Source organism: Stutzerimonas sp. KH-1 (assembly GCF_054483855.1).
This window is the reverse complement of the sequence record NZ_CM137011.1, coordinates 298,882-313,124: the sequence shown is the minus strand read 5'-3', so window position 1 is coordinate 313,124 and position 14,243 is coordinate 298,882. Positions and strand designations below refer to the sequence as shown.

Annotated in this window: 25 protein-coding genes; 13 read left to right on the top strand and 12 right to left on the bottom strand. The window is 59.7% G+C overall.

The genetic code is table 11. The features are described from left to right. Positions 1-49: 49 nt before the first annotated feature. The 12 genes from ACX1DW_RS01595 to ACX1DW_RS01540 all read right to left on the bottom strand — a co-directional run bounded on the left by ACX1DW_RS01595 (position 50) and on the right by ACX1DW_RS01540 (position 7,955). Positions 50-580 (bottom strand): hypothetical protein, encoded by a 531-nt coding sequence (locus ACX1DW_RS01595; RefSeq protein WP_458992624.1) that lies wholly within the window; start codon positions 578-580, stop codon positions 50-52. Between the two features lie 150 nt (positions 581-730). Further along, positions 731-1,924, bottom strand: a complete 1,194-nt coding sequence (locus tag ACX1DW_RS01590; RefSeq protein WP_458992623.1) for an oxidoreductase — start codon at positions 1,922-1,924, stop codon at positions 731-733. Beyond that, positions 1,924-2,397: a hypothetical protein gene (locus tag ACX1DW_RS01585; protein WP_458992622.1), complete on the bottom strand. Its 474-nt coding sequence runs from the start codon at positions 2,395-2,397 to the stop codon at positions 1,924-1,926. The genes ACX1DW_RS01590 and ACX1DW_RS01585 overlap by 1 nt, the downstream gene beginning before the upstream one ends. A 269-nt stretch (positions 2,398-2,666) precedes the next feature. Next, a complete protein-coding gene (locus tag ACX1DW_RS01580) occupies positions 2,667-2,948 on the bottom strand; it encodes a DUF3310 domain-containing protein (RefSeq protein WP_458992621.1) in 282 nt (93 codons plus the stop codon). A gap of 106 nt (positions 2,949-3,054) precedes the next feature. Further along, a complete protein-coding gene (locus ACX1DW_RS01575) occupies positions 3,055-3,423 on the bottom strand; it encodes a Ref family recombination enhancement nuclease (RefSeq protein WP_458992620.1) in 369 nt (122 codons plus the stop codon). Positions 3,424-3,586: 163 nt separating this feature from the next. Beyond that, positions 3,587-4,057: a hypothetical protein gene (locus ACX1DW_RS01570; RefSeq protein WP_458992619.1), complete on the bottom strand. Its 471-nt coding sequence runs from the start codon at positions 4,055-4,057 to the stop codon at positions 3,587-3,589. After that, entirely contained in the window at positions 4,050-4,316 is a 267-nt protein-coding gene (locus tag ACX1DW_RS01565; protein ID WP_458992618.1) for a TraR/DksA C4-type zinc finger protein, read from the bottom strand. Before ACX1DW_RS01565 ends, ACX1DW_RS01570 begins: the two co-directional genes overlap by 8 nt. After that, positions 4,309-4,563 (bottom strand): hypothetical protein, encoded by a 255-nt coding sequence (locus tag ACX1DW_RS01560; RefSeq protein ID WP_458992617.1) that lies wholly within the window; start codon positions 4,561-4,563, stop codon positions 4,309-4,311. Before ACX1DW_RS01560 ends, ACX1DW_RS01565 begins: the two co-directional genes overlap by 8 nt. After that, a complete protein-coding gene (locus ACX1DW_RS01555; protein ID WP_458992616.1) occupies positions 4,560-5,252 on the bottom strand; it encodes a PDDEXK family nuclease in 693 nt (230 codons plus the stop codon). The genes ACX1DW_RS01560 and ACX1DW_RS01555 overlap by 4 nt, the downstream gene beginning before the upstream one ends. Further along, the gene (dnaB, locus tag ACX1DW_RS01550) at positions 5,252-6,592 is read right to left on the bottom strand and encodes a replicative DNA helicase (protein ID WP_458992615.1); all 1,341 of its coding nucleotides are present in this window, start codon (positions 6,590-6,592) and stop codon (positions 5,252-5,254) included. The genes ACX1DW_RS01555 and dnaB overlap by 1 nt, the downstream gene beginning before the upstream one ends. Beyond that, a complete protein-coding gene (locus ACX1DW_RS01545; protein ID WP_458992614.1) occupies positions 6,589-7,536 on the bottom strand; it encodes a replication protein in 948 nt (315 codons plus the stop codon). Before ACX1DW_RS01545 ends, dnaB begins: the two co-directional genes overlap by 4 nt. 215 nt (positions 7,537-7,751) lie before the next feature. After that, the gene (locus tag ACX1DW_RS01540) at positions 7,752-7,955 is read right to left on the bottom strand and encodes a hypothetical protein (protein ID WP_104097385.1); all 204 of its coding nucleotides are present in this window, start codon (positions 7,953-7,955) and stop codon (positions 7,752-7,754) included. A gap of 91 nt (positions 7,956-8,046) precedes the next feature. Here ACX1DW_RS01540 and ACX1DW_RS01535 point away from each other — a divergent pair, with 91 nt between their 5' ends. The 13 genes from ACX1DW_RS01535 (at position 8,047) to ACX1DW_RS01475 (ending at position 14,097) form a co-directional block, all read left to right on the top strand. Beyond that, the gene (locus ACX1DW_RS01535) at positions 8,047-8,727 is read left to right on the top strand and encodes a S24 family peptidase (RefSeq protein WP_458992613.1); all 681 of its coding nucleotides are present in this window, start codon (positions 8,047-8,049) and stop codon (positions 8,725-8,727) included. A gap of 25 nt (positions 8,728-8,752) precedes the next feature. Next, on the top strand, positions 8,753-9,646 hold the full coding sequence (locus ACX1DW_RS01530) for a P63C domain-containing protein (RefSeq protein WP_458992612.1): 894 nt from the start codon (positions 8,753-8,755) through the stop codon (positions 9,644-9,646). Positions 9,647-9,814: 168 nt separating this feature from the next. Next, positions 9,815-10,072 (top strand): DUF1654 domain-containing protein, encoded by a 258-nt coding sequence (locus ACX1DW_RS01525; RefSeq protein ID WP_458992611.1) that lies wholly within the window; start codon positions 9,815-9,817, stop codon positions 10,070-10,072. Positions 10,073-10,522: 450 nt separating this feature from the next. Beyond that, complete coding sequence (locus ACX1DW_RS01520; RefSeq protein WP_458992610.1) at positions 10,523-10,891, top strand: helix-turn-helix transcriptional regulator; 369 nt, start codon at positions 10,523-10,525, stop codon at positions 10,889-10,891. Between the two features lie 28 nt (positions 10,892-10,919). Further along, positions 10,920-11,078, top strand: coding sequence for a hypothetical protein (locus ACX1DW_RS01515; RefSeq protein ID WP_458992609.1), 159 nt, complete (start codon positions 10,920-10,922; stop codon positions 11,076-11,078). Positions 11,079-11,137: 59 nt separating this feature from the next. Next, complete coding sequence (locus ACX1DW_RS01510; protein WP_458992608.1) at positions 11,138-11,428, top strand: hypothetical protein; 291 nt, start codon at positions 11,138-11,140, stop codon at positions 11,426-11,428. A gap of 38 nt (positions 11,429-11,466) precedes the next feature. Continuing rightward, positions 11,467-11,799 carry a hypothetical protein gene (locus tag ACX1DW_RS01505; RefSeq protein WP_458992607.1) on the top strand — a complete coding sequence of 111 codons (333 nt, stop codon included), beginning with the start codon at positions 11,467-11,469 and terminating at the stop codon, positions 11,797-11,799. A gap of 9 nt (positions 11,800-11,808) precedes the next feature. Next, positions 11,809-12,108: a hypothetical protein gene (locus ACX1DW_RS01500; RefSeq protein WP_458992606.1), complete on the top strand. Its 300-nt coding sequence runs from the start codon at positions 11,809-11,811 to the stop codon at positions 12,106-12,108. An 88-nt stretch (positions 12,109-12,196) separates the two neighbouring features. After that, positions 12,197-12,421, top strand: coding sequence for a hypothetical protein (locus tag ACX1DW_RS01495; protein WP_458992605.1), 225 nt, complete (start codon positions 12,197-12,199; stop codon positions 12,419-12,421). A gap of 333 nt (positions 12,422-12,754) precedes the next feature. Continuing rightward, a complete protein-coding gene (locus tag ACX1DW_RS01490) occupies positions 12,755-13,108 on the top strand; it encodes a hypothetical protein (protein ID WP_458992604.1) in 354 nt (117 codons plus the stop codon). Positions 13,109-13,157: 49 nt separating this feature from the next. Further along, entirely contained in the window at positions 13,158-13,511 is a 354-nt protein-coding gene (locus ACX1DW_RS01485) for a hypothetical protein (protein ID WP_458992603.1), read from the top strand. Beyond that, the gene (locus tag ACX1DW_RS01480) at positions 13,508-13,861 is read left to right on the top strand and encodes a hypothetical protein (protein WP_458992602.1); all 354 of its coding nucleotides are present in this window, start codon (positions 13,508-13,510) and stop codon (positions 13,859-13,861) included. Before ACX1DW_RS01485 ends, ACX1DW_RS01480 begins: the two co-directional genes overlap by 4 nt. Further along, the gene (locus ACX1DW_RS01475; protein WP_458992601.1) at positions 13,858-14,097 is read left to right on the top strand and encodes a hypothetical protein; all 240 of its coding nucleotides are present in this window, start codon (positions 13,858-13,860) and stop codon (positions 14,095-14,097) included. The genes ACX1DW_RS01480 and ACX1DW_RS01475 overlap by 4 nt, the downstream gene beginning before the upstream one ends. Positions 14,098-14,243 lie beyond the last annotated feature (146 nt).

Here is a 14,243-nt window from a genome sequence, read left to right as displayed (position 1 = left end):
CAGGATGGAATAAATACTGATGGATTGATGGATTGATTGCAAGTCTTTTTTACGCCGCCTCATCTTCGAAGATCAGGCCCTCTGCTTGCAGTATCTTCCCGGCCTCTACCAGGGCTTCAGCAACCATCTCATCCAGCACTTCGCTGATCTTCCGGCGCCACTCACGGCGAGTTGATTCCGGGCGGCCGTCCATGTCCCATGTATTCATGTCGTAGAAGCTATCGGCGAGCACGATCATGTCAGCGGAGCGAGCCGTTACCCGGTTGCGCTTCACTCGCTCAGCAGAGAGAGCGGCGGCAATGATTGCGGCCTGCCTGGCTGGTGTGGCATCTACGGGCACGTCTATAGCGATATCAGGGGCCAACGCGAGGCGAGCACCCTTCAGCTTCGGGATAGCCCAGGCGGTGACGGCTTTGTACAGGAACAGCTTCGGGGCTGGCGACGCAATGAGCGGACGTAGCGCGCCGATGGCTTCTACCTTCCGACCCTTGTGCGTACTGAACTTGGCGACCAGTGCATTCCAGTGGCGAGGGAGAAGCGCCTTATGCAGCCGGCCATGTATCCAGAAGTCATCGAGCATCCGCTCTTCCTTTCCGGATAGCGTGCCGGGCACCTTGGCAGCCTGGACGCGCGGCTCCATATCACAGCCCCCCGCGCTATTGATCGTCTCCGCAGCCAGAGCCCGGACTACTGCTGATACAACGGACGGATAAGTCATAGCGTTCTCCCCTTAGACCGAATACACAGCGCGGCGCTTGAGTGCTTCAGCACCTGGCACAGCCTTGTCGATGATGTCTTTCACTTCTTCGGCGCTGATCGTGATACGACCCTTCTCGCCGTAGGTCTTCGAGCGCAGTACGCAGGTCAGGCACGCGCGGGACCGCCAGCCTCCGTCATGGGCGTACTTGTCGCCCGGGGCGAGCTGGTTCCATGACTCAACCGTGACGCCCGGGTGCTCCTTCGAGGTCATGCGGTGGTGGATGTGGCCAATGTCGATGTAGCGATAGGTCGTCTCGCCCCAATCCTTCGCGAAGTCTGTCGCCATCACATGCGCGAGCTGCGCCGGCCGGCACTTGTCGGAGTGGTGGCACATCACGAAGGTGTTGCCCATGCGGTACGGGATGAACACGCTTCGGTTGTCCAGCACGTGCAGGCGGGGGTTTTCGCTGTAGACGTGGGACAGGAACGTGCGCATCCAGATATCGTTGGAGCGGGAGTGGTTGCCCTGGTTGACGATGACGTCGACGAACTGAAATTTGGAGAGCGCCTTGTCAACGATGGTCCGCATCACCCGGGCGGCAACGTCGATCATCTTCGGGTAACGGCTGTCGTAGTCAAAGTCATGTCCGGACTCACTTTTAGCCGTGAAGTCCTGATAATGAGTCATATCTCCGAGGTCTTGGATAACGCAGCGCTCACAACTCGGGGCGCGATCGATGAGGCGCATCATGGCCGTGACCAGCTCACGCTCCCCGATCTTCAGATCGAAGTTATGGCCGACCTCGTGCGAGTGAGCCAGCATCCCCAGGTGAGCATCGCCAATGTTGAACCAGGGGATGATGTCGGTATCCAGCTCGGTAGATGGCGCCGGGATCTCCGGCAGGGGTTGCGCGTCTTCCAGATATGCCAGGGCGAACCGCTCGAACATGGCAGCCAGCGCCTCAGCGTCCGTGTTCGTCTTCACCCAGGACAGCACAGGCTCTTCCTCTCCGCGCTTCATCAGCTGCGAGGTGCCCTTGATCTTCAGGAACTCCGGCAACCTAGTCGTGATGCTCATCTCTGGCAGATGCCCTTTCAGCCCCAGCCGCGATTTGTGAGCCGCCACCCGTCGAGGATGCAGACCCAGGATCTCGGCCGCAGCAGTAACGGTGCGCCCCGTCAGCGCCGCTATGATTGTGTCGTCGTCGTGCTTGCGTGCGGCCATCAGGCTGCCTCCCCTTTAGCCCCAAACCGGGCGATCAAAATGGCGTCGGCCACCGCTTGGCCCTTCCCTTTCAGGTCGAGAATGCGGAGGTCCGGGTAGAGCTGGATTGCGCGGGAGCGTGCGGCATCCTTGTCGGCCCCGATGAGGCCCGCTCTTTTCTTCCATGATTGCGGGGTGACCAATGTGTACGGGATGCACGCTCCTTGCAGGATGCCCTCGACCACGCCAGCGGCATGGCCAAAGGTGAACATCGAGGAAACGCCCTGGCCCGGCATGGCGCCTACTTGTTCGAGATAGGCATGGGTCGGCTCGCGGTACTTTTGCTCACGCAGGAAGGCGGCAATTGCGGCGCCGTTCACTCGGCTTTTCGTGCCGACCTTCACCGTAGGCATGAGCAGGTGCGCAACGTAGCGGTAGTCGTTGTGCATAAGGACGACTGCGCCACTGCAGCCAGGGTCGATTCCGATGATCATCTACTCCCCCTCGCCTTCAGCGCTTGCACAACGGCAGGCCGCGCACTCTCCGGAACAGCTGCCAGCAGTACGTTCCCCTGCCTCTGCCTCTCCGGCCCCTTGAGGTCGCGCACCTTCCACCTGATCAGGCAGGCCGTTTTGTCCGCTTCGATCAGATCCCGCTCCGCCCTCGTCAAGCAGGCCAGATTGTGCGAGCCATTCCGCCCCGAGGCCGTCATACGCCGCTCCATCGTTTCCGTTCTGTCCAATCACATCGATTCGGCTGATCTTCATGCCAGCTCCGCCTTCTCGGCATCCGTGCGGCAGTCGATGGTGTTGATCTGCCCGAATGCCTCAGCGGTCACCTCGCGCAGCTTGTTCTGATACCAGCAGGCCTTGGCGATGCACTTCTCTACCGGGCCTTTCTCGCCAGCGCGGAGGCGGTACTTGAGCGCGTTGCCCTTGCAGTAGCCGGCGAACTCTTCCGGGGTCAGGGCTGCCTTGATTACGTCGATGGCTTCCATGTCTGGAAACAGCATGTAATGGCTAGGGCTGTTGATTTCGTCGGTCATTGGCTCGCTTCCTTCTCTTTCAGTTCGGTGACTTTCAGGTCTGCCCATGCGGCCACCAGGGGAGCCAGGATTGCGACAAGAACCATTGATGCGATTGCTAGCCAGCTCATGCCGCCTGCTCCAGTCCGATCAATTCCATGACCCGCGCAGGAACTGCCAGGCCCATATCAAGCAACTGCAGGGCGCAGTCGCGGATTAGTGTTTCCTGCTTCCCATAGGCCAGCTCGAAGCGGGCCTTGTAGGGGTGAACAGCGATCAGACCGGGAGCGCCGTAGCCGTCTTGGTGATGCCCGGCGCACAGCGGGAGAACCTGCCAATGCGCGTCGGGCTTGGTGCGGCCGTCGCAATGGTGGATGCTCACTACGAAGTTGCGCTGATGGCCTGCCGTGTCACGGAAGCAAGCGATGCAGCCGATGTTCTGGGCCAGCAGGTCGTGGTAATCGCTCTGAGCCTTGGTTGGGTTCTTGCCTTTCATCAGTAGCCACCCCGCACACGGCGCTGGCGAGCAGCACGCTTCTTCTCGCCCTTGCTGCGGCATCCGCCCCGAAACGGGTCGCCAGACGCTGGAACCAGAATGTTCATTGGTGCAGTCCACACTTCTCTGGCCACGATCTGGATGAGTCGCTGATAACTCTGAGTCATGCTGCGGCCTCCCCGAGCAGGTCGCCGAAGAACACGCCGCGCCCGGTGAACTCGCTGACGATGCGGTCGGTGTACTCGATGCCCTGCTTGCGGTTGAACAGTCGAGTGACGGCCAGACCTTCCGGACCCGCTACGGGATGCGCGCCCATCAGGGCCAGCTTGTCTTCGTAGCTCCAGTGCAGGAAAAGGCGATCCCAGGTTTCCCGGTAGTCAGCGCAGTCACGGAGCAGGATGCGAACGCCGACGTGGAGCTTGCAGTAGCTGCGGGCATCCTCTACGTCGCCGATGTTGGTCATCTGTGCGATGCGCTCGTACAGGGCGAACCAGAGGTTGTTTTGAATGGCAGTCCGGTCCTTGCCTTCACGCAAGCTGAGGACCAGATACTTCTTCTCCCGGTACATGCGAGTGATGAGGTTGATCGCCTCGGATAGCTTCGAGGCGCTGTTGATTGCGATACGCTCAGCCACGGCGGCGCGCCTCCATCTGTGCATGGATCTCTTCGCACGGCACGCAGCGGATAGCCCACGGAGCCGACTTGCGGCGCCCCTCGCTGAGCTGTTCGCCGCACTCGTCGCACCAGTCCTGCCCCGGGCCTTGCATCTTCGCCAGAACCATCGCCACGCCACCTATACGATCTGCCTCCTCTAGGCCAGTAGCGCGATCTGTTACATCGGGAGCTGTGCGGGCCTGCTCGAAGGCTTCGGTTATTTCCATGTAGTCAGACATGGCGCACCTCCAAGCCGAGCAGCGGACGGGCTTGGTTAACAACGTCATTCCACAACTCATAGCTGCGGATCGGGCCGCGCCCACTGTTTTGCAGGTCGACTAGACGCATCAGTAGTTCGCGCATCTGGTCGCGCTGCTCAAGGAAATGAATCATCCCGGCGTCCGCATCTTTCAGCGCTTCTTTCAGGCGATCACGCTCTGCGCACAGCCGGCGTAGCTCTTTGCTGTCTCGTTCGTGCTGATTCATTTCCGTGCTCCTACGCCGCGCTGGGTGCTTCCGTCAGCACAAACGACGCGATGGTCATTGGGTTTGGGGAAGTACCGGTTGCGCCACCACGCGAGCCCTTGCTCGGCGATCGACGTCTCGCGCTCAACCGATGACCGCGCCTCGTTGACCCGCTTGTGGACCAGGCGCAGATGACTCTCCATCGGCCCACGACCGAACATCTCGTGCATGACCTCATCCATGATTTCGCCGATCGGGCGCACCCAATCCAAGTCATCCTCGCGGACGGAAAGCAGCGCCTTATGCCAGGCCATGTCGCCCGCGACTTTCCGGTACATCTGGTCAAGATCATGAAGAGATACGTCGATCCAGCCGTTGCGCCCTGGCGCCCGGATGCAGCAGTTCATGAATCCGTGACCATCACTCTCCGGCCGAGAAACCAGAAAAACGACAGGGCGACCTGTTGCCTTGTGCGCCTGCTCTGCCTTTGCCGACTCTTCTGGCGTCGGGTATGTGCCCTTCACTTCCAGATAGAAGTCAGCGGCCGGCAAGTAGAAGTCCGGCAGGTATTTGCAGCCCTCGACCTGGATCAGGTCCGGCTCGTAGAGGTAGAACACGTCGATGGCGTCCATCAGGCGCGCCCACATCAGTTCGGTGTAGGAGCGCAGCTTGTAGCCGTTGTGCTCGAATACAGTCCGGCGGCTTTTCATCAGAAGTTCACCTCGATGACATTGCCGCTGCGGGCGTGCGCGGCGAGCGGGACAAAGCGGGACTTGTCGCCCTGGAAGGCGGTCGGGACAGTTCCAATTTCGCCGTCTCGGTTTTTGCGGATCAGGATTTCGCCGATGCCCTTGTCCTGGGTGTTGGGGTGATAAACCTCGTCCCGGTACACGAACATCACGATGTCGGCGTCCTGCTCGATGGCGCCGGATTCGCGCAGGTCGGAAAGCACGGGGCGCTTGTCCGGGCGGGACTCGCAGCCGCGGTTCAGCTGGGACAGGATGATTACGGGGCACTCCATCTCGCGGGCCAGCAGCTTGATCTGGCGCGACATGACCGTTACGTCTTCAGTCCGGCCAGCGCCCTCACCCTCGACCAGGCCCAAGTAGTCGATGACCACGAGGCCCATGCCGCCCATGCGATGCTTCTGGCGGCGGACAATGGACCGGATGCGCGCCATGGTCATGACCGGCACGTCAGATACGACGATTGGCGACCGGCTCAGCTTCAGGCCAGCAGCCGCCAGCTCGGTGCTGTAGTCGTTGCTGCACTCGCCGGTCTTCAGGGATGGCAGCGGGATGCCTCCGACCGCCGCGAGCAGGCGATCCATCAGCTGGGTCTTGCTCATCTCCAGGCTGATGACCGCAACCGGCTTTCGCTGGTTGATGCCAACGTCGGCCGCGATGTTCATGGCCAGGGTGGTTTTGCCCATGGCAGGACGCCCAGCAACGACGATCATCTGGCCAGGCTTCATGCCTTGGGTGTACTTGTCGAGATCAGGAATGCCAGTCCCCAGGCCGTCCATTGCCTCGCCCTTGGCGAAACGATCCAGACGAACCTGCAGCACCTCGATGTGCTCGGCCCACATGTCGGCCATGCTCTGGCACTCAGCGTCGCCGCCATCGGTGCCGAGAGCCAGAATGGTCGACTGCACCTGCGCAATCTTGTCCTCGACGGTCGCCTGATCATGGGCGATCTCGTGGATGCGCTCGGCGGCGGCGACGATCTGGCGAGCCACGGCGCGGTCGCGGATGATCTTCGCGTAGGTCTTCGCGTTGGCAGCGGACGGAGTGTTGAACTGGATTTCGCCGGCATATGCCGTGGTCCGAGTTCCGCTTGGCAGCTCAGCCATGCGGTCGCCAAGAGTGATCGCGTCTACCGGCTCGCCGTCGTTGTGCAGCTCCATGATCAGGCGGTACAGGTCGGCGTTGTCGGCGTAGGCGAAAGCTTCGGGCGACAGGTCATCACTCAGGACGTCGATCAGGTGCGGCTGCTTGAGCATTGCACCGATCACACCGTGCTCGGCTTCGAGGCTGTGAAGTTCGATCATTGCTGCGCCTCCGAGATTTCACGGAAGACGGCGCGGCTTACCAGAGCCTCCAGGCGAGGAACAACGTTGTGGCCGCGGTAGAAAACCTGGCTACGGTTGTTGGCCTTCATGAAGAACGGGAGCCAGAAACCTTTCCCGTCACGGTGCGCTTCGGCTTCGCTCCAGCGCTCAGCGATCATGTTCCGCAGAGCCTTGTCCGTCTTCACGGTGACGGCCGGCAGGTTCGGGCAAACGCGGTGGTACAGGTCGATAATCTGGTCTACCGGAACACCAACCTCGGAGATGCCGTTGGGGTTGCGCTTGAACTCACGGCCAAGCCAGTTGACCAGGAAGCGGCGCCAGTCCTTCTTCGGCTTGCTGCCGCTGGCCCAGGCTGCGGCGCGCTTGATCTCTGCCTCGACGTCAATCGGTGCGTAGGCGTCAGCCCACTTGGTGATCAGGTCAGAGCTGACCTGGAAGTCCTCGCCGTTGAACGAAACCCCTGAATCTTTCTCGACCTGGGCGGGCTCGCCCCCCTGGGGGGCAGTAATCTGTTCCGAAGGAACAGTTACTAGGGGTTCTTTCTTTGTATAAAGAAGGGAAGTTGCCGTTTTGGTCTCACTCGAATCAGAGACGAGTGAGACGATTTGGGCTGAGTGAGACGATTTTGTCTCACTGAGACGGGCTTTCTTCTCTTCGTAGAAGGACCACTCGGATACCGGAGAAACACCCAGCTCACCGCGGCTACCACCAACACGGAAGATGATCCGGCGCTCGAGCAGGTGACTGATCGCCTTCGATACGACATCGCGGCGCATGTTGGTCAGCTTGCCGATCTCGTCAGCAGAGAGACGCTTGCTCTCGACGTTGTAGCCGATGGTCTGGCGGGCGATAGCCATCACGACGCGGAACTCACGGGCTGGCAGATCAACTGCAGCCAGAGCCTCCATGATGCTGTTGTCCATCCGGGTGAACCCCCGTTGGGTGTTGCCTAGCGGCACTACGTTGTCTATCATCTGTCTCGTCTCACGTTGTGTTGTTGAAGAGCCCGGTTGCCTCCGGGCTTTTTTTTGTCTGCGAATCAAGTACTGGATAAACCAACACCCTCCCCGCTTCGCTTACCTGTCCGATCCGTTGGCCATAAGATGGCAACCATGGAAACCACTGACAGGGATGTCTCTTATGCAACTGCCGCAGAACTACCCGGCTCGTCTTCACGCTTGGCGATTAACTTCCGGCGAGACTCTTTCTCAAGAACGCACTGCATCGGGTAGGAAAAACCTCCTGCTGCACGGCACTGGGAAACTCGGCCGCTGCTGACACCAAGCGCATCTCCAATGGCTCGACCCGAGCCAAAGAACGCCAATGCTTCGTCGAATGTCATTTCAGCTCTCCGCTATTTGTGCGGTCAGTTTAGGCATCTTAACACGCAAAGGCAAGGAATCTAAACTCAATAAGGCTTTAGAATCCTAAACATGGAATTCAAAGACCGACTGACCCAGCGTCTGAAGGAAACCGGCTTGACTCAAAGCGAGCTGGCCAAGCGGATCAACGTCTCGAAAACGACGATCACTTTCTGGAAGACCGGCGTGAACAAACTGAGCGGCGAGAACCTGATGGCTCTCGCTAAGGCGCTCCGCTGCTCTGCTCGCTGGCTCGCCACAGGCGAGGGCTCCCCCGTTCCCGAAAGCCTGAGCTTGGACAAGCCGTGGCTGGACATGGACGACGCCAGCAACGTCGAGCAAGGCCCGCCAATCGTCAGCCCGTATCGAGCAATCCCTATCGTCGGGACCGCGCAGATGGGCGCTGAGGGCTATTGGTATGCCCTGGATGAAGGGGAAGGCGTCGTTGACGTGCCATCCAAAGACCCTGGCGCCTACGCCCTGCGCCTCCGCGGCGATTCGATGGCTCCTGCTATCCGTTCGGGCTGGATCGCGGTCTGTGAACCAAACGGAAGGCTTGTGCCTGGCGAGTACGTAATGATCCGGCTAGTCGACGGCGAATGCATGCTCAAGGAGCTGCTATACGCGAACGACGAGGAGGTCAGTGTGATGTCGCTCAACCCCGCATACAGCCGGCGCACGATTCCAATGGAACAGATCGAGCAGATGCACTACGTCGGCCACATCGTGGCGCCAAGCAAGGTTAGGGTTTAGCGAACAGCAACCAGAGGAAGGTAGAATGAGCGAGCTGCCAACAGAAGAAGCTAGTTTTCAGATGCCAGATTCACCATTTGCTAAGCATCGAGGCGAGCTTAGCCTCGGCGGGGATACTGGCGTTGAATGCTACGTCTTGGATACCAAGGAGCGAGTCCTCAGCCTTCGTACCGTGGTTAAGGCAATCGCCGGAACCGATAGCGGAAAGCTGGGTGACTACATAGGGGTTAACGCACTAAAACCCTTTATAAACAGTGAGTTAGTCCTGGGTGAAACCGTAGAGTTTAACCTGCCCGGCACTCAATACCGGGGCCGCGGAATCAAAGCCGAAGCGTTCATAGAGATTTGTAACGCATACGTGAACGCCCTTAAGGCTAATGCGCTCGACACCGAAAGACAGCGAGAAATCGCCATCCAGGCAAGTATTCTCCTCAGCTCCTGCGCGAAAGTCGGCCTCATTGCGCTTATCGACGAAGCGACTGGATACCAAGTCGAGCGCGAGGGTGACGCGCTGCAGGTCAAGCTCAGGGCATTTATCGCAGAAGAGCTACGCGGATGGGAAAAGACCTTTCCGGATGAGCTCTGGGAAGAGTTTGGTCGCCTCACTAACTGGCAGGGCAGCCTCAAACTTAGGCCTAAGTGGTGGGGTAAGCTCGTGCTTGAGCTGATTTACGATGCGCTCGATCCTGACATAGCCGCCCACCTCAAGAAGAACATGCCGCCACCCAGGCAAGGCCAGAACTACCATCAGTGGCTAACCCAAGATGTCGGCCTCAAAGCTCTGATCAGCCATATCCACCAGATAATCGGTATCGCCAAGACATGCAAAACCATGCCGGAGCTAAGGGGCAAGGTCGCCGCTTACTACGGCAAACAGCCTGAGCAGATGCTCATGTTCGATGGAATTCCGGAGCAGTAAGAGCCAAAGTAAGCCCCGCACCACGCGGGGCTTTTTGTATCTGCACCACCCTCTCCGACTTAGGTCTGATCCACTTCTTTACATGTGGCAACCGGCCACCATGTTTCCTCTTGCCCGGTGAAACCCTCACAATTACTGTGTGGATATCCAGCAGTAAGGAGGACCACAATGAATCGGATGCAACCTCACGCCATCACCCACCACTGCCAGGCATCGACCTATAGCCGCTTGGTGCGCCGGGTGAATCTAGCGCTGACGGCGCCAACAGCGCAGCGAGAGCGACAGGCCAATCTCCGGCCGGGGCCGGATGATCGCCCTGATGACTGGGAGCGCCTTCTTGAAGAGATCGAGCAGGCAGACAACGTGACCATGCGACGAAGACCAGACGGAAGCGTGCACGTCATCTGGACCGGATCAGAACACTGACACCCTAGCCCGCCCTTGTGCGGGCTTATTTTTCAGCCCGCAGTTAAGTTTTCTTTAAAAACTTGTTGACGCTTTTAGTTTAGTTCTCTAAATTCTCACCCATCGAAGCGAAACACAGCGACGACAGGCCGAGAGGCCTCGGGGTGACCCGAAACGCTCTTTAAGAATTTGCCGCAACACAAACCGCATTGCCTCGACGGCGACCGGCGTACTGGAAAAGCCATTGAGGGGCTGGAACAGACGAGGTGCTGACCGAACCGAGCGAATGACCCGAACGGGCAGTGCGGAGAAAACGACAGTGCCGGGGTAATAGCCCCGGCCTGCATCGGAGAGGGCCCGGCGTAAAGCGCGGAAATCATGGCGCCCACTGAGAAGGCGGAATGTGTTCCGCCCTGGCCGCGGGGCCGGGCCCTCTACCAATGCAGCAACACCGACATAGGGAGAACCACCATGGACACAATCCAAATTGATGGTTGGCAAGGACGCCTCGGCGAAGGCCTGGCTCCGCGCCAGTTGCTGGCCGTTCTCTGGGCAGCAACAGACAAGACGGCAAAGGAAATCGCACGGCTGATGGACTGCAGCCACTACACCGTCAAGCAGCAGCTGGACGACGCCCGCTTCAAGTTGGGCAACCAGCGCACAACACGCGGCCTCTGCCTTGAAGCCATGCGCCGGGGAATCATCGCCCCTCTCGTGCTGGCGTTATTGGTAGGCGCCGAGCACAACCCGCAGGTTCGCCCGATTCGCCGTCCAGACGCTCCACGCTCTCAGGTGATAGTGAGAGCGCAGCGGATGGAAGAGGCGCAGTTGGCGGCTTGATGAATCACAACACGAACGGAGCCACACCATGAAGCAGAAGATCCCCAGCGTTGCCGAGCTGATCCGCGAACACAGCCAGGCGCGCTACCTGATGGCAAACGATGAACTTTTCGGCACAAAGCCGGCCGGCGACTCCTACTGGATGGCCCAGCAAGCTCGCGAGCTGATGGTCAAGCAGTACGCCTAACCCAGCCCCCGCAGCTTGGCTACAGGCTGCAGCGGGGATTAACAGAATGGAGAGAGAGTATGAAAGCAACAGCGGAAGTAAGCCTGACACCTGAAATGGTGGCCGAGTGGTTCTGGAAGCAGAGCACTGTCGAGCAGGCAGATTTCTTTGAGGCACTGGCCAAGCAAATCCGTGGTGATGTTACGCCTGGCTCTTCGACGTACAGCCTCGGCGAGCTGCAATGGTGCTACCTGAAGGACGAGCTGAGGCGGCCAGGCCGCGAACTGGCTAATGAGATGCACATGGCGCTGTCGGCCTTCGCATTCGAGTACTTCCCGCAGCTTCAGAACGGCGCGCGGACAGGGCTATAACCGCCCCACTGTCACCCATCAGCACATAGGAGGATGAGATGAGCGAAGGATACACGCCAGGCCCCTGGGAAGTTGTGGGCGGTCACGTCTACACGAAGCTGGGCGCGGTCAACCGGGCCGGATCGCGCGCACATGAGACTGACGGATGGAACATTGCAAGCATCAATCCATGGGCGTGCACGAATGCAGATGGCGAGGATGAAGACATGCCGGTGACGGAGGTCATGGCTAACGCCCAGCTGATCGCCGCCGCGCCTGATCTGCTGGAGGCGCTTGAGGCTCTGACTGCAAATTACGCAGATTTTGAGCAGGGCGGATCGAAGAACGTCGACAAGGCCCGCGCCGCCATCGCAAAGGCCAAAGGCCAGTAGGAGGATGGGATGAGCGAAGGATTTACGCCAGGCGACTGGCACGTCAGCGAACTTGAAGCTACCGGGCAGAAGTCGGAGTTCTACATCTTCATCGAACCAGGCGTAGCCGTTATTGAGCGAAGCGTTACAGGCGAGCACGACATGAACGACGCCCGCCTGCTAGCTGCCGCTAAGGAACTCTACACGCACGCCGAGGCGCTGCTAGCTGACGTGATGCAGCGCTACGGAATCGCCGCTGACGGACTGACTTGTCCGCACATGCGCGGGCTTGCCGAGGCCATTGCCAAAGCACGCGGCACGCCATGCTAACCGGCCCCGAAGTCCTGATCCTCTGCGCCATCCTCGCAGCGCTGTGCATGTGGGATTGGTGGAGAAGGAATTGGAAAGGAGAGAAATGATGGAAGCAAAAGAGACAGGCGGCCCGGCGTTTCCGAAGGCGGGCCTAGACCCGTGGGGAGCGGCCAAGTCGGTTGAGACAGGCATGACCCTTCGCGACTACTTCGCAGCGAAGGCGATGCAGGGGTGGACAGCGAACCCGCTGCCTAATGATTCGTCGATTCAAGACGTTGCTGCATGGGCGTATCGGCAAGCCGACGCAATGCTGGAAGCCCGCACCAAATAAACCGCCGAGCGCAGCGGCCCTTCGGGATACCTGCGACGAGGATCAGCCGGCCAGTGCCTCGATTGCTGAAAAACCCCGGCAGCCGTTGGCGGGACTCCACTACACCCCGTTGAGACGGCCGAATGGCTCACGTAACGAGCCTGCATCGGAGAGCTAGCTGAACGGTAGCTCCCCCATCGGCTACCAGCGAAGCGGAAGCGGAACAAGGAGCGGCAAACTCCCCGCCCTCAGTAGCCAGCTGGCTCCCCGATGCATCGCATCAACCCTTCCATCGCCCATCCGGGCAACCCCACACATCACTGATCGCTGCGCAGGACGCGGCATGGAGAGCTTATGTCTGTCCAAAGCAATACCTACATCATGGTCGGGACGATGGCGCCTTATGACGACTTCACCGAGGAGCAGCACGAGGAGCAGTTCGAGCCATACATGGATAGCCCATACAAAGGCATCCATCACCACAACGGCCTCTGCGTGATAGCTGACGGCATGGGCGGACGGTACGTTGCGATAGGCCGCGTGCTGGCGAAGACCGACGACCAGAACGGCGACTACGGGTTCAGCAAGCCATTTGACTGCACGCTGGCGATGACGCCTGAGCTACAGCGCGAAGTGGCCACTCTTATTGCGCAGCATTTCGGCTTCCCCGCCACGGTTCGCCTCTGGGCGTTCACGCACTACCGCTAGACCGCGCCACTCCTTCACTCCGCCCATCCGGGCAACCGAGGTATCCACCATGAAGCACTACGGACCCATAGGGCGCCGCGAACCGCCGTGCCCGGATGACAGCACCTCACTCGAGGAAGCCATCCTCGACCAGCTAGACAACCTAGACCCCGACGTAATGCAGGCGTACGCCGAGTTCTGCGCCGAGCGCATGGAGGTGCCGGAGAAGCTGATAGCCGCCTTGATCCCCCTGCTCAACTACAAGCGGCGCTGGGAATCAGTACGCAGCCGCACAGACGAGGCGCTGGGCGATGCCTTGGACGAGATCGTCTACGCCATCGACAAGCAGCAAGCGGCATTCATCGAACACCACGCGGCGCAGTTGCGCAGCAAGGCAGAGCAGATCAAGCAGGAGGCGGCATGAGCAAGCCAACAGGAAAGCTGGCATTCGCGTACCAGACCATCGCAAAGATGGAGGAGCGCATTGAAGCCCTTCTCGCTGAGCGGGATCAACTTTGCAGCGAACTGATTGAAGCCAGGCGTCTGTTCGTAAGAGACACCGACGAGCTGATTGCTGAGCGGGATGCGCTCCAGAAGGATGCCGAGCGGTACCGCTACCTGCGCAACGAGGCTTGGGGATGCGACAAGATCAAGCGGGACGATATGCACGTAGTCCTGATAGGCGCCGGCGTTTTGCGGTCCGGCCTGACGGAGCTAGCGGAAGAAGCGCTAGACACAGCTATCGACGCCGCCCTGCAAGGAGAGCAGCCATGAGCGATGAATCAAGCTTTTCGCTTTGGATGCTGGCTCTGTTTCTGCTTGTGTCGCTCACATGGATATTCAACGACCAAACGGCAGCGCCGAATCACATCGAGTGGGCGCAGGAGAGCTGCGCGGCAAACGGTGGACTTGAAAAGCTATCGGTCGACCTCTTCTACATGAGCGCCGCCTGCGCAAACGGCGCAGTTTTCGAATCGGGCAAACCCGGACCTCAGCAGGTGAAGCCATGACCCTCAAGAACATAGCCGGCACCTTCCTGCTGTATTGCGGAGTGGCGCCGTTCTGCGGCTGGCTTGGTTACGTTGCGCTGATAGGGGGTGTGTGATGGCCAAGTCAACCGACTTTTCAATCGGGCAAGTAGTCACCTGCACCGATC